At 55.6% G+C, this 24,191-nt stretch carries 18 protein-coding genes; 5 read left to right on the top strand and 13 right to left on the bottom strand.

The features are described 5' to 3' along the window. Positions 1 to 21: 21 nt before the first annotated feature. The 10 genes from QRN24_RS20905 to lrp all read right to left on the bottom strand — a co-directional run bounded on the left by QRN24_RS20905 (position 22) and on the right by lrp (position 14,143). Positions 22 to 543 (bottom strand): anti-virulence regulator CigR family protein, encoded by a 522-nt coding sequence (locus QRN24_RS20905; RefSeq protein ID WP_020884824.1) that lies wholly within the window; start codon positions 541 to 543, stop codon positions 22 to 24. Positions 544 to 666: 123 nt separating this feature from the next. Next, positions 667 to 1,815, bottom strand: coding sequence for an MFS transporter (locus QRN24_RS20900; protein ID WP_284943035.1), 1,149 nt, complete (start codon positions 1,813 to 1,815; stop codon positions 667 to 669). Between the two features lie 274 nt (positions 1,816 to 2,089). Beyond that, entirely contained in the window at positions 2,090 to 2,953 is an 864-nt protein-coding gene (locus tag QRN24_RS20895) for a dimethyl sulfoxide reductase anchor subunit family protein (protein WP_014169375.1), read from the bottom strand. Position 2,954: 1 nt separating this feature from the next. After that, positions 2,955 to 3,572, bottom strand: a complete 618-nt coding sequence (locus tag QRN24_RS20890) for a DMSO/selenate family reductase complex B subunit (RefSeq protein ID WP_014169373.1) — start codon at positions 3,570 to 3,572, stop codon at positions 2,955 to 2,957. A 10-nt stretch (positions 3,573 to 3,582) separates the two neighbouring features. Continuing rightward, on the bottom strand, positions 3,583 to 6,024 hold the full coding sequence (gene dmsA, locus QRN24_RS20885) for a dimethylsulfoxide reductase subunit A (protein ID WP_284943034.1): 2,442 nt from the start codon (positions 6,022 to 6,024) through the stop codon (positions 3,583 to 3,585). Between the two features lie 211 nt (positions 6,025 to 6,235). Next, positions 6,236 to 7,528 carry a serine--tRNA ligase gene (serS, locus tag QRN24_RS20880; RefSeq protein ID WP_008499983.1) on the bottom strand — a complete coding sequence of 431 codons (1,293 nt, stop codon included), beginning with the start codon at positions 7,526 to 7,528 and terminating at the stop codon, positions 6,236 to 6,238. Positions 7,529 to 7,620: 92 nt separating this feature from the next. Beyond that, positions 7,621 to 8,964 carry a replication-associated recombination protein RarA gene (rarA, locus tag QRN24_RS20875; protein WP_025204557.1) on the bottom strand — a complete coding sequence of 448 codons (1,344 nt, stop codon included), beginning with the start codon at positions 8,962 to 8,964 and terminating at the stop codon, positions 7,621 to 7,623. Positions 8,965 to 8,973: 9 nt separating this feature from the next. Beyond that, positions 8,974 to 9,588 (bottom strand): outer membrane lipoprotein periplasmic chaperone LolA, encoded by a 615-nt coding sequence (gene lolA, locus QRN24_RS20870; protein ID WP_014169368.1) that lies wholly within the window; start codon positions 9,586 to 9,588, stop codon positions 8,974 to 8,976. Positions 9,589 to 9,715: 127 nt separating this feature from the next. Next, positions 9,716 to 13,513: a DNA translocase FtsK gene (gene ftsK, locus QRN24_RS20865; protein ID WP_284943033.1), complete on the bottom strand. Its 3,798-nt coding sequence runs from the start codon at positions 13,511 to 13,513 to the stop codon at positions 9,716 to 9,718. 135 nt (positions 13,514 to 13,648) lie between these two features. Continuing rightward, a complete protein-coding gene (gene lrp / locus QRN24_RS20860; protein ID WP_000228469.1) occupies positions 13,649 to 14,143 on the bottom strand; it encodes a leucine-responsive transcriptional regulator Lrp in 495 nt (164 codons plus the stop codon). Positions 14,144 to 14,687: 544 nt separating this feature from the next. Here lrp and trxB point away from each other — a divergent pair. From trxB to infA, 5 genes are all read left to right on the top strand, one after another. Beyond that, entirely contained in the window at positions 14,688 to 15,656 is a 969-nt protein-coding gene (gene trxB / locus QRN24_RS20855; protein ID WP_025204565.1) for a thioredoxin-disulfide reductase, read from the top strand. A 114-nt stretch (positions 15,657 to 15,770) separates the two neighbouring features. Then, a complete protein-coding gene (gene cydD, locus QRN24_RS20850) occupies positions 15,771 to 17,537 on the top strand; it encodes a heme ABC transporter permease/ATP-binding protein CydD (protein WP_020884832.1) in 1,767 nt (588 codons plus the stop codon). Next, positions 17,537 to 19,258, top strand: coding sequence for a heme ABC transporter ATP-binding protein/permease CydC (gene cydC / locus QRN24_RS20845; RefSeq protein WP_284943032.1), 1,722 nt, complete (start codon positions 17,537 to 17,539; stop codon positions 19,256 to 19,258). Before cydD ends, cydC begins: the two co-directional genes overlap by 1 nt. 46 nt (positions 19,259 to 19,304) lie before the next feature. After that, complete coding sequence (aat, locus tag QRN24_RS20840) at positions 19,305 to 20,009, top strand: leucyl/phenylalanyl-tRNA--protein transferase (protein ID WP_014169362.1); 705 nt, start codon at positions 19,305 to 19,307, stop codon at positions 20,007 to 20,009. A 284-nt stretch (positions 20,010 to 20,293) separates the two neighbouring features. Beyond that, positions 20,294 to 20,512 carry a translation initiation factor IF-1 gene (gene infA / locus QRN24_RS20835; protein ID WP_002211347.1) on the top strand — a complete coding sequence of 73 codons (219 nt, stop codon included), beginning with the start codon at positions 20,294 to 20,296 and terminating at the stop codon, positions 20,510 to 20,512. Between the two features lie 70 nt (positions 20,513 to 20,582). Here infA and QRN24_RS20830 read toward each other — a convergent pair whose 3' ends face one another. The 3 genes from QRN24_RS20830 to clpS all read right to left on the bottom strand — a co-directional run bounded on the left by QRN24_RS20830 (position 20,583) and on the right by clpS (position 24,050). Further along, positions 20,583 to 21,032, bottom strand: coding sequence for a hypothetical protein (locus QRN24_RS20830; RefSeq protein WP_149376127.1), 450 nt, complete (start codon positions 21,030 to 21,032; stop codon positions 20,583 to 20,585). Between the two features lie 389 nt (positions 21,033 to 21,421). After that, positions 21,422 to 23,701 (bottom strand): ATP-dependent Clp protease ATP-binding subunit ClpA, encoded by a 2,280-nt coding sequence (gene clpA, locus QRN24_RS20825; RefSeq protein ID WP_020884836.1) that lies wholly within the window; start codon positions 23,699 to 23,701, stop codon positions 21,422 to 21,424. A gap of 28 nt (positions 23,702 to 23,729) precedes the next feature. Further along, positions 23,730 to 24,050 carry an ATP-dependent Clp protease adapter ClpS gene (clpS, locus tag QRN24_RS20820; protein ID WP_006174393.1) on the bottom strand — a complete coding sequence of 107 codons (321 nt, stop codon included), beginning with the start codon at positions 24,048 to 24,050 and terminating at the stop codon, positions 23,730 to 23,732. Positions 24,051 to 24,191 lie beyond the last annotated feature (141 nt).

Here is a 24,191-nt window from a genome sequence, read left to right as displayed (position 1 = left end):
GAGAACCGGGCCTTTTTTATATTATCTGAAGACGCCATTAATAATGGTGGTCACAACCGCAGTACTCAGCGCAATTAAGACCAGATCGTCACCGACGACACGCCATTCATAACCAGGATAGGAAGGAAGTTGGCCCAGCATAGAAGCCGGCACGGTTTTCTTCGCAATGCCCGGAGGGAGCGGTTTACCGCGTGCGAGGTTTTTCGCAATACCCGGAGGCAGTGACTCATAACCTGTTAAGCCGTAATTGAGTGCCAGGTGACGGGCATGATCGAAGCTCACACGGGCGTCGACATCGTCACTGACGCTTTTATTCGATTTACCTGGATTTTCCTGACCGTTATTTTGTTTATTACCGTGGGTACCGGAATTTCCGTTGCCATGACTACCGGAATTGCCGTGACTGCCGCCATTACCTTGTCCGCCACTGTTCCCGTGACCACTGCCATTCCCGTTACCCGGGTTAGCCATGACCGGAGCTGCAGCAAACGTTAAAGACAACACTACTGCCAGAGCGGTAGTGGTAAAACGACGAGTAGACATGATTGTTGCCTTTTAGTGATATAACTCACCTGAATTATCGCCTGGTGCAATAAACAAACAATACGTAAAAGTCTTATATGTGATGGGGACAAAAAAGCCAGTCATCGACTGGCTTTTTATTAATCAGGCATGCGCCACAGGCGTCGGGTGTTCTCCCACTTTGCGCAGCAGCATTAAGAGATAAATAAACGATACGCTGGCGATCATAATAAACAGCAAATTGTCGGAGTAATTCTGCATCAGCATCGCGGTAAAGGTCGGTCCCAGCAGGCTGCCGATGGTATAGCTCAGTAACAACGCCTGGTTCATTGCCACTAACTGGTGGTGTTCAACTTTCTCACAGGCCCAGGCCATCGCGACCGGATAGAGCGTAAAACCTGCGGCACCCAGAATAAACAGCGCAGGCGCCATCGCCGCATTGCTGAGCATGGCGAGACAACCCATGATCACCACGAAAACCTGAACACGCAGCACCAACAGGCGACCAAAGCGATCGGCCAGGCGTCCAATCGGCCACTGACCGACAATCCCCGCACTCACCATCACCGCCATCCAGAAACCGATCCCGGAATCGCTGACGCCCTGATGGTTCAGATAAAGCGGCATCAGGCCATACAGTGAACCAAGCACAATTCCGGAGATAATACAGCCGTTAACGCCAAGACGCGCCTGACGCAGTCTCAGCATTGGCCAGACGTGGGTTGCTTCCTGGTGTTCGCTATTCTGGTTCACAATGCGCGTAAAGAGCAGCGGCAGGATTGCTGCCAGCACCATTCCCGTCACCCACGGCAGAACGCTCATCAGGTCGGTTGGCAGTTTGCTCACCATCAGTTGACCAAGCACGGTACCGATGTAATAAACCATCATATAGGCTGCCAGCAGGCGTCCGCGGTTACGTGACGTGCCGCTGCACATCAGCGCGCTTTCAACCACCACCCAAATCATCGCGCAACCCACTCCGGCGATAAAGCGCCATACCATCCAGCTCCAGAAGCCGACCATCAGGCCCAGCCCGGCACATCCGACAGCGAAGAGCAGCGAGGCCAGATAATAGCTGCGGTTAAAACCAAAGCGTTTAATCAGGCTTCCTGTAACCAGCGTACCCAGCAGGTTGCCGGTAAAAAAGGCCGAGCTGACCATACCCACCTGCCAGGTCGGTAAGTTTTCATGGGCGAGCCACAGCGGGACGAGCGTATTTAACACTGCGATCGCCAGGGTCAGCAGAAGCAGGCCACAGAGCAATAAAAGCACTGGCCGGGTATAGATGGTCATGGATTAAAAACCGTGAGGAAGTTCAGATTTCGTGCGCATCATGCCACTGGCAAAAACAAAGTCAATCCACTGGTTTCACCGCCACGCACGATATGTTCCCTGTCGATTTAAAAAACTTATCCTGCTAATGCAACGCCTGCTATAGATATGAATTATGTATCTGTTTTTATTTATTAATGCCCGAAGTGAAAACAAAACGTCAGTCGAAAAATTTCATGATTAAAATAAAAAAAGCCGGGCGCTCCGTCCCGGCTTTATCTCACCCACTGCAACGTTAACTGGCGACGGCCATACCTACGGTCATATGCAAACCGTAGAACACACCGCGGCCGATCAGTTCACCTGCGAGGACCAGCACAAAAGCCAGTGACAGGAGCGGCAGCGCGGGTTGATACCCCTTAAGCTGAGGCACAATCCAGCACACCAGTGCCGCCACCAGCAGTACCACGCGCCAGGCCATCAGCGAGCCGTATGCCGGCACCAGGGCAGACGCCTGCTGAACAGAGCTGTGAATGGTTGCCAGCTCCGCGCCCTGCATCAGGGTGACGACTGCGCTCACCACCAGCGCCAGCAGTGAAACGACAGGCAGCAAACGCATCGCCCAACCGTCAACACCCGCGACGCGCAGCAGCATGAAGCCAAGAAGCGGCCCACCAATAAACAGCGTCAGGAAGAAGCTCATCGGCGTCCAGATGCTGTACCAGGTCGGCACGGTGTCGATGGTGTTATAGACCCGCACCATCATCCACACAAACACCACGCCCAGCACCATCGTGACAATCAGCCACACGCTGCGCAGCCCTGCCGGCAATTTCTTCAGTGCTGCCAGCAGCCAACCCAGCCCACCCACAGCAAAGAAGATCGCCCCGCTGGCGATTTCATTACTGAGTGACGACGCGCCCACCCGGTTCAGGGAGTTGAACGCGCGCATTGGTGAGCCGAGGTGCAGCGTAGAGGCAATAAAGCCAATTCCCATCAGCACCCACAGGCCAAACATACTCAACACTAAACGTTGTTGTTGCTCAGCAGTGAGATTCCCTTTCAGCAGCGCCAGCGCGAGGACAATAAAACCGCCCGCCACACACTGCCCAAAGACCGTGAAGATCATCAGCGGCCATTCATGCCATCCACTTCCCATCTCACACCTCCTTCGGGTTTGCCAGGTAGCCGGTGGTATCCCCTGTCGGGCGGCTGTTGGCGTTAGGTTTAATCACGATGCTCGGCTTCGTGAAGTGCGCGGACGGCAGCGGTGCGACGGCTGCCAGCTGACCATGTTTTTTACGCAACTCGTCGATAGGACCGAAATCCAGCGCGCGCAGCGGGCAGGACTCCACGCAGATTGGCTTTTTGCCGTCTGCCACGCGGGTGTGGCAGCCGTCGCACTTGGTCATATGCCCTTTGGCGGCGTTGTACTGCGGGGCACCGTACGGACAGGCCATGTGGCAGTAGCGACAGCCGATGCAGACATCTTCATCCACCACCACAAACCCGTCGTCACGCTTGTGCATCGCCCCGCTCGGGCAGACCTTGGTACAGGCCGGGTCTTCGCAGTGGTTGCAGGCAATCGACAGGTAGTAGGCAAACACGTTCTGGTGCCAGACACCGTTGTCTTCCTGCCAGTCACCGCCCGCGTATTCATAAATACGGCGGAAGCTGACGTCCGGGGTTAAATCTTTGTAATCCTTGCAGGCGAGCTCGCAGGTTTTGCACCCGGTGCAGCGGCTGGAATCAATAAAAAATCCATACTGGGTTGTCATCGGTTACTCCTTACACCTTTTCAACCTGAACAAGGTTCGTGTGGGACGGGTTGCCCTTCGCCAGTGGCGACGGACGCTGCGTGGTCAGTACGTTAATACTGCCTGCCTGGTCGATGCGATTCGCATCCGGGCTATACCAGGCCCCTTCCCCCAGCGCGACAACGCCAGGCATCATGCGCGGAGTCACCTTGGCTTCAATGTGTACCTCACCGCGACCGTTAAAGATGCGCACGCGGTCGCCATTGCTGATCCCACGGGCTTTGGCATCCATCGGGTTAATCCACATCTCCTGACGGCAGGCAGCTTTCAGTACGTCGACGTTGCCATAGGTAGAGTGAACACGCGCTTTGTAGTGGAAGCCGGTCAACTGAAGCGGGAATTTCGCGGTCAGCGGATCGTTGTAGTTTTCAAAGCCCGGCGTGTAGATCGGCAGCGGATCGATAACATCCCCTTCCGGCAACTCCCAGGTAGAGGCAATTTTTGCCAGCTCTTCTGAATAAATTTCAATTTTGCCCGATGGCGTGGTCAGCGGATTGGCCTGCGGATCGTCACGGAAAGCTTTGTAGGCCACGTGGTGGCCTTCCGGATCACGCTGTTTGTACATCCCCTGCTCACGGAAGGTATCGAAATCCGGGAGGTCAGGGATCGCTTTGCGGGAGAGTTCATGCAGATGGCGCATCCACCCTTCCTGCGTGCGCCCCTCGGTAAATTGCTGCTCAACGCCAAGACGTTTCGCCAGCTCAGAGGTCATCTCATAGATGGTTTTGCACTCAAAGCGAGGTTTAATGGCCTGATCGGTAAAGATAACGTAGGACATGTTGCCGCAGGAGGCATCCAGCGCGAAATCCATCTGCTCAGAGGCCGTGCAGTCCGGGAGAATAATATCGGCATATTTTGCCGAAGAAGTCATGTGGCAGTCGATTACCACAATCATCTCGCACTTCTTGTCATCCTGCAGGATTTCATGGGTGCGGTTAATTTCAGAGTGCTGGTTGATGAGACAGTTTCCGGCGTAGTTCCAGATCATCTTGATCGGGACATCCAGTTTGTCCTTACCCCGCACGCCGTCACGCAGCGCAGTCATTTCCGGGCCGCGTTCAATGGCATCAGTCCACATAAACATGGAGATACTGGTCTGAACCGGGTTTTCCAGCGTCGGCATACGTTCAAACGGCACGTCATAGGAGCCTTCACGCGCACCGGTGTTACCGCCATGAATGCCTACGTTACCCGTCAGAATGGCGAGCATCGAAATGGCACGGGTGGCAATTTCACCGTTCGCATGACGCTGTGGCCCCCAGCCCTGACTAATATAGGCCGGTTTAGCCGAGCCAATCTCGCGTGCCAGTTGAACAATACGGTCTACCGGAATTCCCGTGATGGTGGACGCCCATTCTGGCGTTTTGGCAATACCGTCGCTGCCCTGACCGAGAATATAGGCCTTATAGTGGCCATTAGCCGGCGCGCTGGCTGGCAATGTTTTCTCGTCATAACCGACGCAGTATTTATCGAGGAACGGCTGATCGACCAGATTTTCAGTGATCATCACCCACGCCAGCGCGGAGACCAGCGCAGCATCGGTGCCAGGACGAATCGGGATCCACTCATCTTCACGCCCTGCACCGGTGTCGGTATAGCGCGGGTCGATAATAATCATGCGGGCATTCGATTTGGCGCGCGCCTGTTCGAGGTAGTACGTTACCCCGCCACCGCTCATGCGCGTTTCACCCGGGTTGTTGCCGAACAGCACCACCAGCTTACTGTTTTCGATATCAGAAGGGCTGTTACCGTCTGCCCAGCCACCGTAGGTGTAGTTCAGACCGGCGGCAATCTGCGCCGAAGAGTAATCGCCATAATGGTTCAGATAACCGCCGCAGCAGTTCATCAGACGGGCCACCAGCGTTTTCCCCGGTGGCCAGGAGCGGGTCAGCGTGCCGCCGAGCGTCCCGGTGCCATAATTCAGATAGATGGATTCGTTGCCGTAGTCTTTGATCAGACGCTGCATGTTCGTCGCGATGATGTCGTAGGCTTCATCCCAGCTAATGCGCTCGAACTTCCCTTCTCCACGCTTGCCAACGCGTTTCATCGGGTACTTCAGGCGGTCCGGGTTATAAACGCGACGACGCATTGAACGGCCGCGCAGGCAGGCGCGGACCTGATGTAACTCCTCGTAGTTATCGTCCCCGGTATTATCGGTTTCGACATATTTAATCTCACCATCCACCACATGCATACGCAGTGGACAACGGCTACCGCAGTTTACGGTACAGGCACTCCACACCACTTTTTCCGGGGTGGCCGGGGACAGTGCATCCGCCGCCGACACCAGACGAGAAAAAGGGAGCGTAAAGGCGCTGCTGGCAACAGCCAGACCACCAATTGCCGTGGTTTTCATCAACCCACGGCGAGTGACCTCGGCAGCCATTAACGCTTCAGGCGCTTTGATTTTCATAGAGACTCACTTTGGTTGCTCACAAAGAAAAGAGAGGCGGCATATGCCGCTATATAGTTTTATATATAACGAATGACTTCGTTATTGGTTTTTTATGCTGACTTTCATTCGGAGGAGTATTACTACTTTGGAGGGAGGGGTTATTGCGTCGTATCAATTCTAAGGTATAAAAAAAGCGCCCTGAGGCGCTTTTTTGTTTCACGTCAAATCATTAACCGATGTACTGCTGGCCTTTCATGTACGGACGCAGCACTTCAGGGATCTCAATACGACCGTCCGCCTGCTGATAGTTTTCCAGCACGGCAACCAGTGTACGACCGACAGCCAGACCAGAACCGTTCAGGGTATGCACCAGACGAGTTTTCTTGTCAGACTTGCTGCGGCAACGTGCCTGCATACGACGCGCCTGGAAATCCCAGACGTTAGAGCAGGAGGAGATTTCACGGTAGGTATTCTGCGCAGGAACCCAGACTTCCAGGTCGAAGGTTTTGCAGGCACCAAAGCCCATATCACCGGTGCACAGCGCCATACGACGGTACGGCAGACCCAGCAGCTCCAGCACTTTCTCAGCGTGGCCGGTCATCTCTTCCAGCGCGTCCATCGACTCTTCCGGGCGGACAATCTGCACCATCTCTACTTTGTCGAACTGGTGCATACGGATCAGACCACGGGTGTCGCGACCGTAAGAACCCGCTTCAGAACGGAAGCACGGTGAGTGTGCTGTCAGTTTGATTGGCAGGTCGTCTTCGTCGATGATCTCATCACGCACGAGGTTAGTCAGCGGCACTTCCGCAGTTGGGATCAGCGCGTAGTTGCTGCTGTCAGCTTCCTCATCCAGCGGACGGGTGTGGAACAGATCGCCGGCAAATTTTGGCAGCTGGCCAGTACCGTACAGCGTATCGTGGTTAACCAGATACGGGACGTAGGTTTCGCTGTAACCGTGCTGCTCGGTGTGCAGATCCAACATAAACTGCGCCAGAGCGCGATGCAGATGAGCAATCTGGCCTTTCATCACAACGAAGCGAGAACCGGTCAGCTTAACTGCGGCCGCAAAGTCCAGGCCGGCATGCATTTCGCCCAGGGTCACATGATCGCGAACCTCGAAATCGAACTCGCGAGGCGTGCCCCAGCGTTTCACTTCAACGTTGTCGTTTTCATCTTTACCGACAGGTACGCTATCGTCAGGAATGTTCGGGATCGCCAGCGCGATATCACGGATCTCGGCCTGAAGCACGTCCAGCTCCGCTTTCGCCTGATCCAGCTCTTCACCCAGTTTGTTCACTTCCAGGCGTAATGGCTCAATGTCTTCCCCGCGCGCTTTCGCCTGGCCGATGGATTTCGATCGAGAATTACGCTCTGCCTGCAGATTTTCAGTTTGTACCTGCAGAACTTTACGACGCTCTTCAAGAGCGCGCAGCTTATCTACATCCAGCTTAAAGCCCCGGCGTGCCAGTTTTTCAGCGACTGCGTCTGGCTCATTACGCAGCAGATTGGGATCGAGCATGCTTATCCTGTGCTTATCGAATTAAAATAGGAAAATGTGACCACAGCCTGCGGCCACAGGGATACATTGCCAACATTACCGCAACGATCGCACTAACGGTAGCGTTTTATAGGGCTATTTTGATCCTGTCCGGCGAGCCAGGCGAGCTTTTCGCCAATCTTGCCTTCAAGACCTCTGTTTGTGGGGTGATAATAGCGGGTTTGTGCCATCTCCTGCGGGAAATATTCCTCCCCGGCGGCGTAGGCATTGGGTTCGTCGTGGGCGTAGCGATACTCCTGCCCATACCCCATCTCTTTCATCAGTTTGGTCGGCGCATTGCGCAGATGAACCGGCACGTCATAATCCGGACGTTCACGAGCGTCGGACATGGCCGCTTTAAAGGCGGTATAGACAGCGTTACTTTTCGGTGCGCAGGCCAGATAAACAATCGCCTGAGCGATAGCACGCTCGCCTTCAGCAGGCCCGACGCGGGTAAAGCAGTCCCAGGCCGAAATAGCCACCTGCATGGCGCGCGGGTCGGCATTCCCGACATCTTCAGAGGCAATCGCCAGGCAGCGACGGGCCACATACAGCGGATCGCCACCGGCGGTGATAATGCGGGCATACCAGTAAAGCGCCGCATCGGGCGCGCTGCCGCGCACCGACTTATGCAGTGCCGAAATCAGATCGTAAAACCGATCGCCTTTATTGTCGAAACGCGCGCTGCGCTCCCCGGCGATCTCGGTGAGCAACGCCGGTTTCAGTACCCGCTTGCCGGACGCATCCACTTCGGCCATATCGGCCATCATTTCCAGCGTATTGAGTGCCCGCCGGGCGTCGCCGTTAACCAGCTCAGCGATCGCCCGGCGCGTGTCGTCAGGCAGAACGATATCCTGCCCGCCGTAGCCGCGCGCATTATCGTCCATCGCCTGCGTGAGAACCTGTTCAATATCCTCCACGGTCAGGGATTTGAGCAGGTAAACACGTGCGCGGGAAAGCAGCGCGGAATTGAGTTCAAACGACGGGTTTTCGGTGGTGGCACCGATGAAGAAAATGGTGCCGTCTTCAATGTGCGGCAGGAAAGCATCCTGCTGGCTTTTATTGAAACGGTGAACTTCGTCGACAAAGAGAATGGTACGTCGCCCGGCATTGCGGTTTTGCCGCGCACGTTCAATCGCCTCGCGGATCTCCTTCACGCCGGACGTGACCGCCGAGATGCGCTCGACATCCGCGTTAGCATAGCGGGCGATAACTTCTGCGAGCGTGGTTTTGCCTGTACCGGGTGGCCCCCAGAGGATCATGGAGTGCAGATGCCCGGCCTCAATGGCACGCGGCAAGGGTTTCCCCGCAGCCAGCAGGTGTTGCTGGCCGATGTACTGCGCTAAATTTTCTGGCCGCATACGAGCGGCCAGAGGTTGAAACGCATTCTCAGAAAAATCGAGCGACAGATTGCTCACTCATGCCTCTTACTTGTTGCGCTGATCGTCCACCGTTACGCCCTGCGGCGGGGTAAAGGTGAATTTAGACGCGTCAACCGCGCCGTTTTGCTGGGTCTTGAGCTGGTAGCTGCTACGCTGGTCGTCCTGCTCAACCGCACCAAACTGATTAATGGTTCCGTTGGTGCTCACGTTGATGGTGAACTGTTTCAGGTTGCCATTGCTGCCTTTCGGCGTCAGAACAAACTCATCACCATTCTGTTTGATATTGTACTGCTGCCAGTCGCTGGACTGGTTACGCGCAATCAGCATGAAAGGCGTATTGCTGGTCGCGTCTTTCAGCCAGGTCGCAGTAGCCTGCTCGACAAACGGGTTGTAGAACCACAAGGTCTTACCGTCAGAAACCAGGATGCTCTCATCCGGCTGAGTCATATGCCAGTTAAACAGATTCGGGCGTTTTACCCACAAATCCCCCTGACCTTCCTGCACCGCATTGCCACTGCCGTCAGTCACTTTTTGCGTGAAGCTGGCGTGGAAACTGCTCACTTTATCCAGTCGGCTTTTAAGGTCGCTGGCTGCATCAGCCCAGACGCTACTGGCGACAAAACTGGTGAGTAATGCACAGGCGATTGCGATTTTTTTCATTGTTAATCCTTAAAATACGTCATCCCGATATGGGGTTCTGCCCTCTATTGTGTACCTGCCCGAAGGCAGGCGACAGAAGAAAATGCTTAATTTTGGCTGATTTACCCTTCTTTGCAATCACTGAAGGTTAATCAAACGGCGGCGGTGCCAGCACCTCACGGTTACCGTTGTGCCCCTGCTCGCTCACAATGCCCTGCGCTTCCATCTGCTCGATGATGCGCGCTGCGCGGTTGTAGCCGATGCGGAACTGACGCTGCACACCCGAGATAGAGGCTTTACGTTTTTCGGTGACGAAGTTAACTGCCTGGTCGAATAACGGATCCAGCTCCTCGCCGCCGTCCAGGCCACCACCGCCGCCTTCGCTTTCGCTGTCGGAGGTAATGCCATCAACATATTGCGGACGACCGCGCGCTTTCCAGTCCTGCACCACGGCGTGAACTTCCTGGTCGCGAACAAATGCGCCGTGAACACGCACCGGAGAGGTGGAGTTCGGGCCAGAGTAAAGCATGTCCCCCATACCCAGCAGCGACTCCGCGCCACCCTGGTCGAGAATAGTACGCGAGTCAATTTTGCTCGATACGGTAAACGCGATACGGGTTGGAATGTTCGCTTTGATCAGACCCGTAATAACGTCCACAGACGGACGCTGCGTCGCCAGAACCAGGTGGATGCCGGCCGCACGCGCTTTTTGCGCCAGACGTGCAATCAGCTCTTCCACTTTTTTACCGACGGTCATCATCAGGTCAGCGAATTCATCCACCAGCACGACGATGTAAGGCAGTTTTTCCAGCACCGGATGTTGGGCATCCATGCTGTCGCCCGGTTTCCAGTAAGGGTCCGGAATCGGACGACCCATCCGTGCCGCCTCGGCGATTTTCTCGTTATAACCGGCAAGGTTACGCACGCCCAGCGCAGACATCAGCTTGTAGCGACGCTCCATCTCATTAACGCTCCAGCGCAGGGCATTGGCCGCGTCTTTCATGTCGGTAACCACTTCTGTCAGCAGATGCGGGATACCTTCATAGACCGACAGTTCCAGCATTTTCGGGTCGATCATGATGAAACGAACATCTTCCGGCTGCGCTTTATAGAGCATGCTGAGGATCATGGCGTTCACACCGACGGATTTACCGGAGCCGGTGGTACCTGCCACCAGCAGGTGAGGCATTTTTGCCAGATCGGCCACCACCGGCTCGCCCGCAATATCTTTACCCAGAACCACGCTCAGCGGTGACGGGTTGTCGCGGAACTTCGCGTTATCCAGGACTTCGCGCAGGTAAACGGTCTGACGTTTCTTATTCGGCAGTTCAAGACCGACGTAAGGTTTACCCGGAATAACCTCTACAACACGCACCGCCACGGTCGACAGAGAACGCGCCAGGTCACGGGAAAGGTTAGAAATACGCGCGGCTTTTACGCCTGGTGCCAGATTAAGTTCGAAGCGAGTGATCACCGGCCCTGGGGAGTAGTTGACCACATCAGCCTTGATACGGAAGTCCGCCAGACGCGCTTCCACCAGACGAGCCATCTGCTCAAGAGCAAAGGTATCGACCGGCTCGACTTCAGCCGGCGGTGGGGTTAACAGATCCAGCGACGGCAGAGGCGTGCTTGGACGCTGCAACGGACGGCTGTCGCCGTTACGCATCAGCAGCGGGTGAATGAGACTCTCCTGCGGCTGTGCCTGAGGCTGCTGGAACTGCGGCGGCTGTGGTGGCTGCTGCGGTTGCGCGTAAGCCTGCGGCGCCGGTTGCTGCGGCTGTGCATGCGCCTGCGGTGCCGGTTGTTGCGACTGTGCATACGCCTGCGGCGCCGGTTGCTGCGGTTGTGCATACGCTTGCGGTGCCGGTTGTTGCGGCTGTGCATACGCCTGCGGCGCTGGCGCAGTCTGCGGACGCGTCGGTTCAGCGTCCGGCATCACGCTCGGCGTGAACAGCGGCTCGCTCGGGCCATCATCCACCAGATCTTTCATTGGCGAGAATTCAAAATCCGACAGCGAGAACGGATTCGCTCCGGCGGGCTGCTCACCGGCATAACGCTGCTGCTGCGTGGCCGCGAACTGGCGCGCTAATTCCGCCTCAGCCGCGTCATCTTCGTCTTGTGGATGATGCACTTCATGCTGGTATTCTTCGCCATAGCGCTGATGCTGCTGCGCGGCGAACTGGCGCGCCAGTTCATCCTGATGCATTTCATCAACGTCATCTTCATACTCATTCTCGCGTGCTTTCTCCTCAGCCATACGCTGAGAAGGGAGCTTGATACCGTAGGAGGCCAGCTCACGCCGCGTTGGCACGCGAACACGGTTTGGGCGAGGTAACTGCGGGCCAATGCCCTCTTTCACCTGTGGACGTGGCGCACCGCCTGTGGCGAGGCTAAAGACCGGGGCAGCCGCAGCGGCTGCCGCTGTAGCCTGCTTCACGCTTTCAGCAACAGGTGCAACGGCAGGCGTTGGATCAACCGGAGGAACCGAAACAGAAGGTGCTTTGGTTACAGGCTCCTGCACCGGTTCAGGCACAGGCTGATACCAGGCCGCCAGCTGTTCACGCTCGCGGGCACGACGCTCTTCGACCTCTTCAAAATAGTACAATGGCGGACGAGACGGTTTCGCCTCTTCCACCACGCCAGGCTCTGGCTGAGGCGCTACGTATGGCTGTTCAGGTTCAATCGGCTCCGGCACGTACTCCTGATGAGGCTGTGCGGCAGGCTGCGCGTACTGCGGATATCCCTGAGGCTCATATGCCGGCTCCGGCTGATAAGGCTGCTGCCAGGCTTCCTGCTGGACAGGAACATAGCTCTCTGGCTCTGGCGCAATAACCGGCTCAGGCGTATGAACGCCAGGGGCGGTTTGCCACTCCACCTGAGGTTGCTGAATGGCGGATTCGGGTGGTGGAACCGGTGCTGAAGGCATCACCGCATCGGCTGGAGCGGCATACGCCTGTGAAGCCGTAGTAGCGGCGGCCGCTGCAGCGACCGGCTCGGTCACGGAGTGACCATTTAACAGCGGGTCGTATTCATCAAACGCTCCCGGCGTGGCACGGTTGCCGGAGAAGAGCACATCGTTTGGATCGACAGCCGCACCGGCTGCACGATATTCAACCTGATCGTCTTCATCCATGCGTTTGCCGGAGAAGAGCGCCGCATCGGTTTTACGGCCTAGCGGGTTGACAAATTTCTCGGCAACACGCTGACGACGCGCCAGCGCGCCGCGCATAATGCGGGCACGACGAGATTCGCGACGCTGTACGGGAGCATCGTCTTCCTCTTCGTACTCATCTTCATATTCATCTTCGTCAACCCACGTATCGTCGCGACGGGTACGGTTGCTGGCGAAGGTCAGGAGGGTGAGGATAAAGCTGCCGATCTTCTCAGCGATGCTCACCCACGACCAGCCGGTGAACAGCGTCAGTCCTGCCGCCCAGATGCAGAGCAACGCAAGCGTGCCACCGCTGCTGTGAAGCATGGGCTGTAGCGCAGAGCTCAACAGGCTGCCGATCACCCCGCCAGAGGCGAAATACCAGATATCATCGGCGTTGATAGCCGCCAGCCCACACGAGGTGAGGATCAGCGCCAGTGCGCCAATCAGGCGCAGCGACACCGCGAAATAGTCGATATAGTCATCGTTTTGACGATGGCGCCAGGCAAACCAGCATCCGCCAATGATAATGACGGGAAGGGTGTAGGCCATCACCCCGAAAATGAAGAAGAGCGTATCTGCAAGCCAGGCGCCGGGAACACCGCCTAAGTTATGGATAGGCTCATGCCAGGCGGTTTGTGACCAGCTGGGATCTGAGGGGTTGAAACTGAGTAGGGCTGCCATCAGCCAGACGGCAAAAAGGGCAATAACAATCAGCAAAGCCTCGAGGAGACGACGTCCGCTGCTTAGCTTCGATAATGTGACTTCTTTGTCTTCAGTGTATTCCTGGCTCAAGAAAGGCTCTCCAGGTATCAGGCATATCCTGCCTGTTTGCTAAAACGGACAACAGCGCCGGGTATCCCCGGCACTGTTGCTGTATGGATTAACAGGAGTGTAATCAAACTACACTGATTTTGCACCTGTTCCGTGTTAGCGCGTCTTAATAACCAGACGATTGCTCTGTTTGACTTCTTCCATCACCACATAGGTACGGGTGTCATTCACGCCCGGCAGACGCAGCAGGGTTTCACCCAGCAGCTTACGGTAGGCGGACATATCAGGCACACGGGTTTTCAACAGGTAGTCGAAATCACCGGATACCAGATGACACTCTTGAATTTCTTCAAGTTTTTGTACAGCGGCGTTAAATTGCTCAAACACATCCGGCGCACCACGATTCAGAGTAATCTCAACAAATACCAGAAGTGAGGCATCCAGATAATGCGGGTTCAACAGAGCCGTATAGCCCTGAATGAAACCCTGTCTTTCCAGTCGGCGCACACGCTCAAGGCACGGCGTCGGGGAAAGTCCCACACGTTTTGAAAGCTCGACGTTGGAAATACGCCCATCCTTTTGCAATTCATTAAGAATGTTACGATCGATACGGTCGAGATCTTTGCCAGGGCGCTTCTTGCTATCTACCATTATTATTGTCTCTCTGTATTCCTTCCCTACTCCTGCCTGGACCCTGTGCACATCACTGTTCAGAGCCTGTACCCGTTAGTCATCACATCGCCTGGTTATGTATTAGACGCGATGCGGATTCGGGTTCTGTTGGTAAGAAGACCGTTGCCCGAAGGCAGTCACCGATATCACGTATGGCGTCTGTCCACGCCATGCGTAGATTTCACTGACCCGGTAAAAATGGCATTTACGTGCATGCCTATGCGGCATGCGGTTAACGCGGTTTTTTTTCTTCCTTGAATGTTTTCGCAAAAGCGCAGGGGATTGTCAAAGCAAAACATCGATTTTTAGTACAACATGCCGGATATTCATTACGGCAGGGTATTAATCCTCATTTTATTGCCGTACAAACGAGCGAATTTCGGCGCAAAGCGTGATGTTATAGCGCTTAATTCATCGTCGCTGGCTATTGCACATATCGATATCAAAATTGCTGCGCTCTTTTTTTACGGCAACAAATTCCCTACAATCCAGCCAAATGTCTGCCAACAACAATGGGGATCTCATGGGCACGGCCAAACACAGTAAGCTGCTAATTCTTGGTTCTGGACCTGCGGGATATACCGCGGCGGTCTATGCTGCACGCGCTAACCTGCAACCGGTTCTGATTACCGGCATGGAAAAAGGCGGTCAGCTGACCACCACCACGGAAGTGGAAAACTGGCCAGGCGACCCGAACGACCTGACCGGGCCGCTGCTGATGGAGCGTATGCACGAGCATGCGACGAAATTCGAAACCGAAATTCTGTTCGATCATATCAACAAGGTTGACCTGCAGAACCGTCCGTTCCGTCTGACGGGCGACAGCGGCGAGTACACCTGTGATGCGCTGATCATCGCGACCGGCGCTTCTGCCCGTTACCTCGGTCTGCCGTCTGAAGAAGCATTCAAAGGCCGTGGCGTCTCCGCCTGCGCAACCTGCGATGGTTTCTTCTATCGCAACCAGAAAGTGGCGGTTATCGGTGGCGGCAACACTGCCGTGGAAGAAGCCCTTTATCTGGCGAACATCGCCTCTGAAGTGCACCTGATCCACCGTCGTGACACCTTCCGCGCAGAGAAGATCCTGATCAAACGTCTGATGGATAAAGTGGCGAGTGGCAATATCGTGCTGCACACCAACCGTACCCTGGAAGAAGTCACGGGCGATCAGATGGGCGTTGCCGGTCTGCGTATTCGTGATACCCAGAACACCGATAACGTCGAAACGCTGGAAGTGGCGGGTCTGTTTGTGGCGATCGGTCACAGCCCGAACACCGCGATTTTCGAGGGGCAACTGGAGCTGGAAAACGGCTACATCAAAGTGCAGTCCGGTATTCACGGCAACGCGACCCAGACCAGCATTCCTGGCGTATTCGCTGCTGGCGATGTGATGGACCATATCTACCGTCAGGCGATCACCTCTGCTGGCACCGGCTGTATGGCCGCGCTGGACGCTGAACGCTACCTCGACGGGCTGGCGGAACAAGGTAAATAATCTTTACAAGTCAGTAACAAACGTAAATAAAGGCGGCGATAAGTCGCCTTTATTGTCTCTCCGTTGTAACATTGCGCTGCCCAACTTCTAATAACGTCACCTGCTAAGTACGCAATGGAAAAAACCCGTCAACAAGAGTTAACACGCTGGCTGAAACAGCAAAGCGTTCTTTCCCGCCGCTGGCTAACAATCTCCCGTTTTCTGGGGTTTGTCAGTGGTCTGTTGATTGTTGCCCAGGCATGGCTGCTGGCCCGCATTCTTAATCACATGATCATGGAGAACATTCCGCGCGAAGCGCTCCTGTTGCCCTTTATCGTCCTGATCCTGATTTTTGTTCTTCGTGCCTGGGTGGTCTGGCTGCGTGAGCGCGTGGGTTTTCACGCCGGACAGCATATCCGCTATGAGATCCGCCGTCAGGTGCTTGACCGCCTTCAGGAGGCCGGTCCGGCGTGGATCCAGGGTAAACCCGCGGGAAGCTGGGCGACGCTGATCCTTGAGCAGATTGACGATATGCATGACTACTATGCGCGCTATCTGCCACAGATGGCGCTAGCCGTCTTCGTTCCGTTGCTGATTGTCATCGCCATTTTCCCGGTCAACTGGATGGCAGCGCTGATCCTGCTGGGCACAGCCCCGCTGATCCCGCTGTTTATGGCGCTGGTGGGCATGGGCGCCGCGGACGCTAACCGACGTAACTTTCTGGCTCTGGGTCGCTTAAGCGGCCATTTCCTTGACCGTCTGCGCGGCATGGAAACGTTGCGCATTTTTGGCCGCGGTGAAGCGGAAACTGAAAATATCCGCCTCGCATCGCAGGATTTTCGTCAGCGCACCATGGAAGTGTTACGTCTGGCGTTCCTCTCCTCCGGCGTACTCGAATTCTTTACCTCGCTGTCGATTGCGCTTGTGGCAGTCTACTTTGGCTTCTCGTATCTCGGCGCGCTGGATTTTGGCCACTACGGCACGGCGGTGACCCTTTCAGCCGGTTTCCTTGCGCTGATACTGGCCCCCGAATTTTTCCAGCCGCTTCGCGATCTGGGCACCTTCTATCATGCAAAAGCGCAGGCCGTGGGCGCGGCTGACAGCCTGAAGACGTTTATGGAAACGCCACTGGCGCATCCGGAACGCGGTGACGTGACCCTGAACGCCAAAGAGCCGGTTACCCTTGAAGCGCGTGATTTCTCCATTCTGTCGCCTGAAGGCAACGTGCTGGCAGGTCCGCTTAACTTTACCCTTCCGGCCGGAAAACGTGTGGTGCTCGTAGGCATCAGCGGTTCAGGGAAAAGCTCTCTGCTCAATGCGCTATCGGGTTTTATGGCCTACACCGGATCGCTACGGATCAACCAAACTGAACTGCGCGATCTCGATCCGCTTGCCTGGCGTAAACAGCTTAGCTGGGTGGGACAAAACCCTCAGCTTCCTGCCGCCACGCTGCGAGACAATGTACTGCTGGCTCGCCCGGATGCACGTGACGATGAACTGCAATCCGTTCTCGACCGCGCCTGGGTCAGCGAGTTTCTGCCGCAGCTTCCGCAGGGTGTCGATACCGTTGTCGGTGACCAGTCTGCCGGCCTGTCAGTCGGTCAGGCCCAGCGTGTGGCGGTTGCCCGCGCGCTGCTTAACCCATGCCAGCTCATGCTGCTCGACGAGCCAGCAGCGAGCCTTGACGCACACAGTGAGCAACGCGTCATGGATGCCCTGAATGCGGCCTCGCGGCAGCAGACCACCCTGATGGTCACCCATCAGCTGGAAGGTATTGCTGACTGGGATCAGATCTGGGTTATGGAAAATGGTCATATTGTTGAGCAAGGCGATTACGCCTCTCTCGTTGCCGCGCAGGGCCCGTTTGCCACCCTGCTGGCAAACCGTCAGGAGGATATCTGATGCGTGCTCTGCTTCCCTATCTTGCGCTCTATAAACGCCATAAATGGATGCTGCTGCTGGGCATTGTGCTGGCGATTGTTACCCTGCTTGCCAGCATCGGTCTGCTTACGCTCTCCGGCTGGTTCTTGTCCGCTTCGGCCGTCGCGGGGTTCGCGGGTTTATACAGCTTTAACTATATGCTTCCGGCGGCAGGCGTTCGCGGCACCGCAATCACGCGTACTGCCGGACGTTATTTTGAGCGTCTTGTCAGCCACGACGCCACTTTCCGCGTGCTACAGCACCTGCGCATTTACACCTTCAGCAAACTGTTACCCCTCTCCCCTGCCGGGCTGGCGCGTTTTCGTCAGGGTGAGTTACTCAACCGTGTCGTAGCCGATGTCGACACGCTGGATCACCTTTACCTGCGCGTCATCTCGCCCATCGTGGGGGCGTTTGTGGTGATTGTGGTGGTCACGCTGGGGTTGTCGGTTCTGGACGTTCCCGTTGCGCTCACGCTGGGTGGCATCATGCTGCTGACGCTGATTATCCTGCCACCGCTGTTTTATCGTGCAGGTAAATCCACCGGAGAGAACCTGACGCGACTGCGCGGCGACTACCGACAGCAGCTGACATCCTGGCTGCAGGGACAGGCGGAACTGACCATTTTTGGTGCCAGCACGCGTTATCGCAGTCAAATGGAAAGCACTGAGCTGAACTGGCACGAAGCCCAGCGCCGCCAGTCGGAGCTGACGGCATTCTCCCAGGCGCTGATGATGTTAATCGGCGGCGTGGCGGTCATCGCCATGCTGTGGATGGCTTCAGGTGGCGTAGGCGGGAATACCCAGCCCGGCCCTCTGATTGCCCTCTTCGTTTTCTGCGCCCTGGCCGCGTTTGAAGCGCTGGCCCCGGTGACGGGCGCCTTCCAGCATCTCGGACAGGTCATCGCTTCTGCCCTGCGCATCACCCAGATTGCCGAGCAGGAGCCGGAGGTTACATTCAGCGGCGCTCAGACCGCCGTGCCGGCGCGGGTTGCGCTGACCCTGGATAACGTCACCTTTGCCTATGAAAAACAGGCGCAGAACGCGCTGGAAGGGATCACGCTGTCTGTTAAAGCAGGCCAGCGGATTGCGCTCCTCGGTCGTACCGGTTGCGGTAAATCCACCCTTCTTCAGTTGCTGACCCGCGCCTGGGATCCGCAGCACGGTCAGATTCGGTTTAACGATACGCCGCTGACCGACTTCAGCGAACAGACGCTGCGCAAGACCGTGAGCGTGGTTCCGCAGCGCGTGCACCTCTTCAGCGCGACGCTGCGTGATAACCTGCTGCTCGCGGCACCTCAGGCCTCCGACGATGATCTGCGCGCCATGCTGGAGCAGATTGGGCTGCAAAAACTGCTTGAGAACGACGGGCTGAACGGCTGGCTCGGGGAAGGCGGTCGTCAGCTCTCCGGCGGCGAGTTGCGCCGTCTGGCGATTGCACGCGCGTTGCTGCACGATGCGCCTCTGATGCTGCTTGATGAACCCACCGAAGGGCTGGACGCAACAACCGAGAGCCAAATCCTTGATTTACTGGCCCATGTTATGACCGGAAAAACCGTGCTGATGGTCACCCACCGCCTGCGCGGGCTGGCGAGTTTTGATCAGATAATTGTGATGGACAACGGACATATTATTGAGCAAGGTAGTCACACAGAACTGTTGGCGAAACAGGGTCGCTACTACCAGTTTAAACAGCGTCTGTAGACTATATTTGTACCGATCCTAACTCGCGTATTGGAGTTCTGCTGTCATGCGCCTGGTCCAGCTTTCTCGTCATAACATTGCGTTCCCTTCGCCGGAGGGAGCGCTGCGTGAACCTAACGGGCTGCTGGCCCTTGGCGGCGATCTCAGTCCTGCGCGGCTTTTGATGGCTTACCAGCGCGGCATTTTCCCGTGGTTTTCACCCGGCGACCCGATTTTATGGTGGTCGCCCGATCCCCGTGCCGTGCTGTGGCCGGCGCAGTTTCACCTGAGCCGCAGCATGAAGCGTTTCCATGCGAAATCACCCTACCGCGTCACCCTGAATCATGCCTTCGGTCAGGTCATTGAAGGCTGTGCCGAAGACCGTCATGAAGGAACCTGGATCACCCGCGATATCATTACTGCCTATCACCAGCTGCATGAGCTGGGTTTCGCGCACTCCATTGAAGTCTGGCAAGACGGTGAACTCGTCGGCGGGATGTATGGCGTTGCGCAGGGGACGCTGTTTTGCGGCGAATCGATGTTCTCCCGTGCCGTGAATGCCTCGAAAACCGCGCTGCTGATCTTCTGCCAGGAGTTTGCCCAGCGCGGCGGAAAACTGATGGATTGCCAGGTCCTCAATGAGCATACGGCCTCGCTCGGCGCGGTTGAAATCCCCCGCCGTCACTACATAGAACATCTGGACGTTTGCCGTCAGGAGAAGCTGCCGCGAGACTTCTGGGTACCAAGAACGCTCTTTATGCCCAATGCCTAAATGTTTTCCGCATATTTTTTGTGAGGGTGTTATAATTATGCCGCAGAGTAGGTTCTGCCTGTTGCCTCGCCGCCGTTTGGGTCCTCCGCTTCAGATAACGTCCTGACGTTTATCCTGTTGTATCCCCTTTACGAATGCGCTTTCCGTTCGGTTGTACCGTGACGCTTGGGCAATGCGCCGAAACTATTTTGCTGCGTTTTAAACGCGCAATTCTTTACTTAATTGATGAATTTCGGCATTATCTTGCCGGTTCAAAACTTGGTAGTGATACCCCAGAGGATTAGATGGCCAAAGAAGACAATATTGAAATGCAGGGTACCGTACTTGATACGTTGCCTAACACCATGTTTCGCGTAGAGCTGGAAAACGGTCACGTGGTAACTGCGCACATCTCCGGTAAAATGCGCAAAAACTATATCCGCATTTTAACGGGCGACAAAGTGACTGTTGAACTGACCCCGTACGACCTGAGCAAAGGCCGCATTGTCTTCCGTAGTCGCTAATTGTTTTCGCCTGTAATGGCAGATGAATATATAAAGGTCGGGTTAACCCCGGCCTTTTTTATTTAACGGCTTAATGCCGGGCAGGAAGATGTATTGTCATGCGGGGCTGCGCCGGCGTGATTAAATCCCCGGCCATGGAATGCGCCATCTCATGCAGCAATCCCGTCAGGTGCGGCAGCATATCCCGATCAAAATGGGACACCAGCAGCACGTGGTTTACTGCCCGGCAGTAGTCGCACTTTGTTTCGGTATCTTCCAGTAGCCACGCTTTTTGTCGCGGTGGTTCAGCGTCCTCCTCAAATTCCACTATCTGAAAATCACGCATTGATTCTGTGAGTCCGGTTTTGACTTCTTCCAGATACGCGCCTAAACAGCGGCACACGGCCTGCGTTTGCGGGTGGGCGTTGCAGTCCAGCAGAATTTCGGTGAGCAGCATGCAGCGCCCGGCCAGGGTCGGGAGATCGGGGTTGAGGGAGAGTTCGCTGTAGAGCCGGGAGAGAGACTGGTTTTCCATGATCATAATTTCCATATTAAAAGCTAACAATTACCACCAGAAACGCCAACTTCGGGTGGCAGACTGAACCGGTTTGGCGTACCGACCATATGGAAAATCGGCGCTTCAAAGAAGCCCCGGTTCAGCCCACCATATTTGAAGGTGCGGATTATACCGCAGCTAAAAACAGAGTGAACGAAACCAGTGACATTGCTGTGAGCAATATCTTTCCCTATGTGTGTTATCAGGACGCCAATCCTGACACCTGATTTTGCAGGTGCGCCGCCATTCTAGGACTGTGAATTTATACAGCAATGAGTGAGATGAAAATATGGAAAGCGCCTCGCAAAGTTTCGGTGCGGGCAGGCATAAAAAAAACCGGGCAGTTGCCCGGTTTTTAAGACTAATGCTGGAAATCAGTGAGCCGCTTCCGGCTTGTGCTTCTGCGCACTCTGGAAATCATACGTCAGCTCATTCTTCTCCTGGTCCAGCGCGACCGTCACCTGACCGCCGTCTACCAGCAAGCCAAACAGCAGCTCGTTCGCCAGCGGTTTCTTCAGGTTGTCCTGAATCACACGCGCCATTGGACGGGCCCCCATCGCACGGTCGTAGCCTTTTTCAGCCAGCCAGTTGCGGGCCTCCTGGCTCACTTCCAGCGACACGCCTTTCTGATCCAGCTGAACCTGCAGTTCGACGATGAACTTATCCACTACCTGATGGATAACCTCGGTAGAGAGGTGATCGAACCAGATGATGTTGTCCAGACGATTACGGAACTCCGGCGTAAAGATCTTCTTGATCTCTTCCATCGCATCGGTGCTGTTATCCTGATGGATAAGGCCGATAGATTTGCGCTCCGTTTCACGTACACCGGCGTTGGTAGTCATTACCAGCACTACGTTGCGGAAGTCCGCCTTGCGCCCGTTGTTATCGGTCAGCGTCCCGTTGTCCATCACCTGCAGCAGGATGTTGAACACGTCCGGATGCGCTTTCTCGATTTCATCGAGCAGCAGTACCGCGTGCGGATGCTTGATCACCGCGTCAGTTAACAGACCGCCCTGGTCAAAGCCCACATAGCCCGGAGGCGCACCAATCAAACGGCTGACGGTGTGACGCTCCATGTACTCGGACATATCAAAACGCAGCAGCTCAATGCCCAGCGCTTTGGAAAGCTGAACCGTGACCTCGGTTTTCCCCACACCGGTCGGACCGGCGAACAGGAAGGAACCGACAGGCTTATGTTCATGCCCCAGTCCGGCACGGGCCATCTTGATGGCTTCGGTTAACGCCTCAATGGCTTTATCCTGCCCAAAGACCAGCATTTTCAGGCGATTGCCAAGGGTGCGCAGCGTGTCACGGTCGCTCTGAGAAACGCTCTTCTCAGGGATACGCGCGATACGGGCCACCACGGTCTCGATATCCGCCACGTTAACGGTTTTCTTACGCTTGCTGGCTGGCATCAGACGCGCACGCGCCCCTGCCTCATCAATCACGTCAATAGCCTTATCCGGCAGATGACGATCGTTGATGTATTTCACCGCCAGCTCCACCGCCGCACGCACCGCTTTGGCGGTATAACGCACATCGTGGTGCGCTTCGTACTTCGGTTTCAGACCGTTGATGATCTGCACGGTTTCTTCAACAGAGGGTTCAGTCACATCGATTTTCTGGAAGCGACGCGCCAGGGCACGATCTTTCTCAAAGATGTTGCTGAACTCCTGATAGGTTGTGGAACCAATCACGCGGATCTTACCGCTGGAGAGCAGCGGTTTGATCAGGTTAGCGGCATCCACCTGGCCACCCGAGGCCGCACCGGCACCGATGATGGTGTGGATCTCATCGATAAACAGAATGCTGTTGGTGTCCTGCTCGAGCTGTTTCAAAAGCGCCTTAAAGCGTTTTTCAAAATCGCCGCGGTATTTAGTGCCCGCCAGCAGCGAGCCAATATCCAGCGAGTAGATGGTGCAATCGGCAATCACTTCCGGTACGTCGCCCTGCACAATACGCCAGGCGAGACCCTCGGCAATCGCGGTTTTACCGACGCCGGATTCACCCACCAGCAGCGGGTTGTTCTTGCGGCGACGGCACAATACCTGGATCGCGCGCTCCAGCTCTTTATCGCGACCAATCAGCGGGTCGATACCGCCAACGCGAGCAAGCTGGTTGAGATTGGTGGTGAAGTTTTCCATACGATCCTCCCCGCCTGCTTGCTCTTCATTGTTATTGACCTGATTGCTGGAATCCGATGCCTGGTTCGGCTCGTCTTTACGCGTTCCGTGAGAGATAAAGTTAACCACGTCGAGTCGGCTGACTTCGTGTTTGCGCAGCAGGTAGGCAGCCTGTGACTCCTGCTCGCTGAAGATGGCGACCAGCACATTTGCGCCCGTCACTTCGCTACGTCCGGAAGACTGGACGTGGAATACCGCACGCTGCAACACGCGCTGGAAGCTGAGCGTCGGCTGCGTGTCGCGCTCTTCTTCACTGGCTGGCAGCACCGGTGTGGTTTGTTCGATGAAGGCTTCGAGTTCCTGACGTAGCGCCACCAGATCCACGGAGCAGGCTTCCAGCGCTTCGCGGGCAGATGGGTTGCTAAGCAGTGCGAGCAGTAAATGCTCGACGGTCATAAACTCATGTCGGTGCTCACGCGCTCTGGCGAAAGCCATATTTAAACTGAGTTCCAGTTCTTGATTGAGCATAGGCACCTCCCCCAAATTTTATGCCTTATCAGGCCTTTTCCAGCGTACACAGCAACGGATGCTCGTTCTCCCTCGCATAATCGTTCACCATCGCGACTTTGGTCTCCGCCACTTCGGCGGTAAAGATGCCGCAGATAGCTTTGCCACGATAATGAACGGTAAGCATCAGTTGCGTTGCACGTTCTACATCATAAGAAAAGAACTTTTGTAGCACGTCAATAACAAATTCCATCGGCGTGTAATCATCGTTCATTAACATAACTTTATACATAGATGGCGGTTTTAGCGCGTCACGCACTTTATCTTCCGCCAGCTGGTCAAAATCCAGCCAGTCGTTGGTCTTACCCATTTTGCATAACCACTTTGAATCTACCTCAGATGTTAGATAACAATCATCTATTACTGTCATCCGCGATGTCTGTCACAAACTGTTGCAATAGCGTTAACTGCTTCAAACTTTGGTTGATTATTGTCCCATCTCAAGCGCCAA

This window comes from Enterobacter sp. MEB024 (assembly GCF_030209635.1).
Classification (GTDB): domain Bacteria; phylum Pseudomonadota; class Gammaproteobacteria; order Enterobacterales; family Enterobacteriaceae; genus Enterobacter; species Enterobacter ludwigii.
This window is presented reverse-complemented; position numbering and strand designations above follow the sequence as displayed.

What these genes read in the sequence shown, in the direction of transcription:
- serS (WP_008499983.1), bottom strand. Translation starts at nt 7,528, where the DNA reads ATGCTCGATCCCAATCTGCTGCGTAATGAGCCAGACGCAGTCGCTGAA.
- QRN24_RS20900 (WP_284943035.1), bottom strand. Translation starts at nt 1,815, where the DNA reads ATGACCATCTATACCCGGCCAGTGCTTTTATTGCTCTGTGGCCTGCTT.
- QRN24_RS20830 (WP_149376127.1), bottom strand. Translation starts at nt 21,032, where the DNA reads ATGATCATGGAAAACCAGTCTCTCTCCCGGCTCTACAGCGAACTCTCC.
- cydD (WP_020884832.1), top strand. Translation starts at nt 15,771, where the DNA reads ATGGAAAAAACCCGTCAACAAGAGTTAACACGCTGGCTGAAACAGCAA.
- clpS (WP_006174393.1), bottom strand. Translation starts at nt 24,050, where the DNA reads ATGGGTAAGACCAACGACTGGCTGGATTTTGACCAGCTGGCGGAAGAT.
- lrp (WP_000228469.1), bottom strand. Translation starts at nt 14,143, where the DNA reads ATGGTAGATAGCAAGAAGCGCCCTGGCAAAGATCTCGACCGTATCGAT.
- trxB (WP_025204565.1), top strand. Translation starts at nt 14,688, where the DNA reads ATGGGCACGGCCAAACACAGTAAGCTGCTAATTCTTGGTTCTGGACCT.
- clpA (WP_020884836.1), bottom strand. Translation starts at nt 23,701, where the DNA reads ATGCTCAATCAAGAACTGGAACTCAGTTTAAATATGGCTTTCGCCAGA.
- QRN24_RS20890 (WP_014169373.1), bottom strand. Translation starts at nt 3,572, where the DNA reads ATGACAACCCAGTATGGATTTTTTATTGATTCCAGCCGCTGCACCGGG.
- cydC (WP_284943032.1), top strand. Translation starts at nt 17,537, where the DNA reads ATGCGTGCTCTGCTTCCCTATCTTGCGCTCTATAAACGCCATAAATGG.
- dmsA (WP_284943034.1), bottom strand. Translation starts at nt 6,024, where the DNA reads ATGAAAATCAAAGCGCCTGAAGCGTTAATGGCTGCCGAGGTCACTCGC.
- aat (WP_014169362.1), top strand. Translation starts at nt 19,305, where the DNA reads ATGCGCCTGGTCCAGCTTTCTCGTCATAACATTGCGTTCCCTTCGCCG.
- infA (WP_002211347.1), top strand. Translation starts at nt 20,294, where the DNA reads ATGGCCAAAGAAGACAATATTGAAATGCAGGGTACCGTACTTGATACG.
- QRN24_RS20905 (WP_020884824.1), bottom strand. Translation starts at nt 543, where the DNA reads ATGTCTACTCGTCGTTTTACCACTACCGCTCTGGCAGTAGTGTTGTCT.
- lolA (WP_014169368.1), bottom strand. Translation starts at nt 9,588, where the DNA reads ATGAAAAAAATCGCAATCGCCTGTGCATTACTCACCAGTTTTGTCGCC.
- QRN24_RS20895 (WP_014169375.1), bottom strand. Translation starts at nt 2,953, where the DNA reads ATGGGAAGTGGATGGCATGAATGGCCGCTGATGATCTTCACGGTCTTT.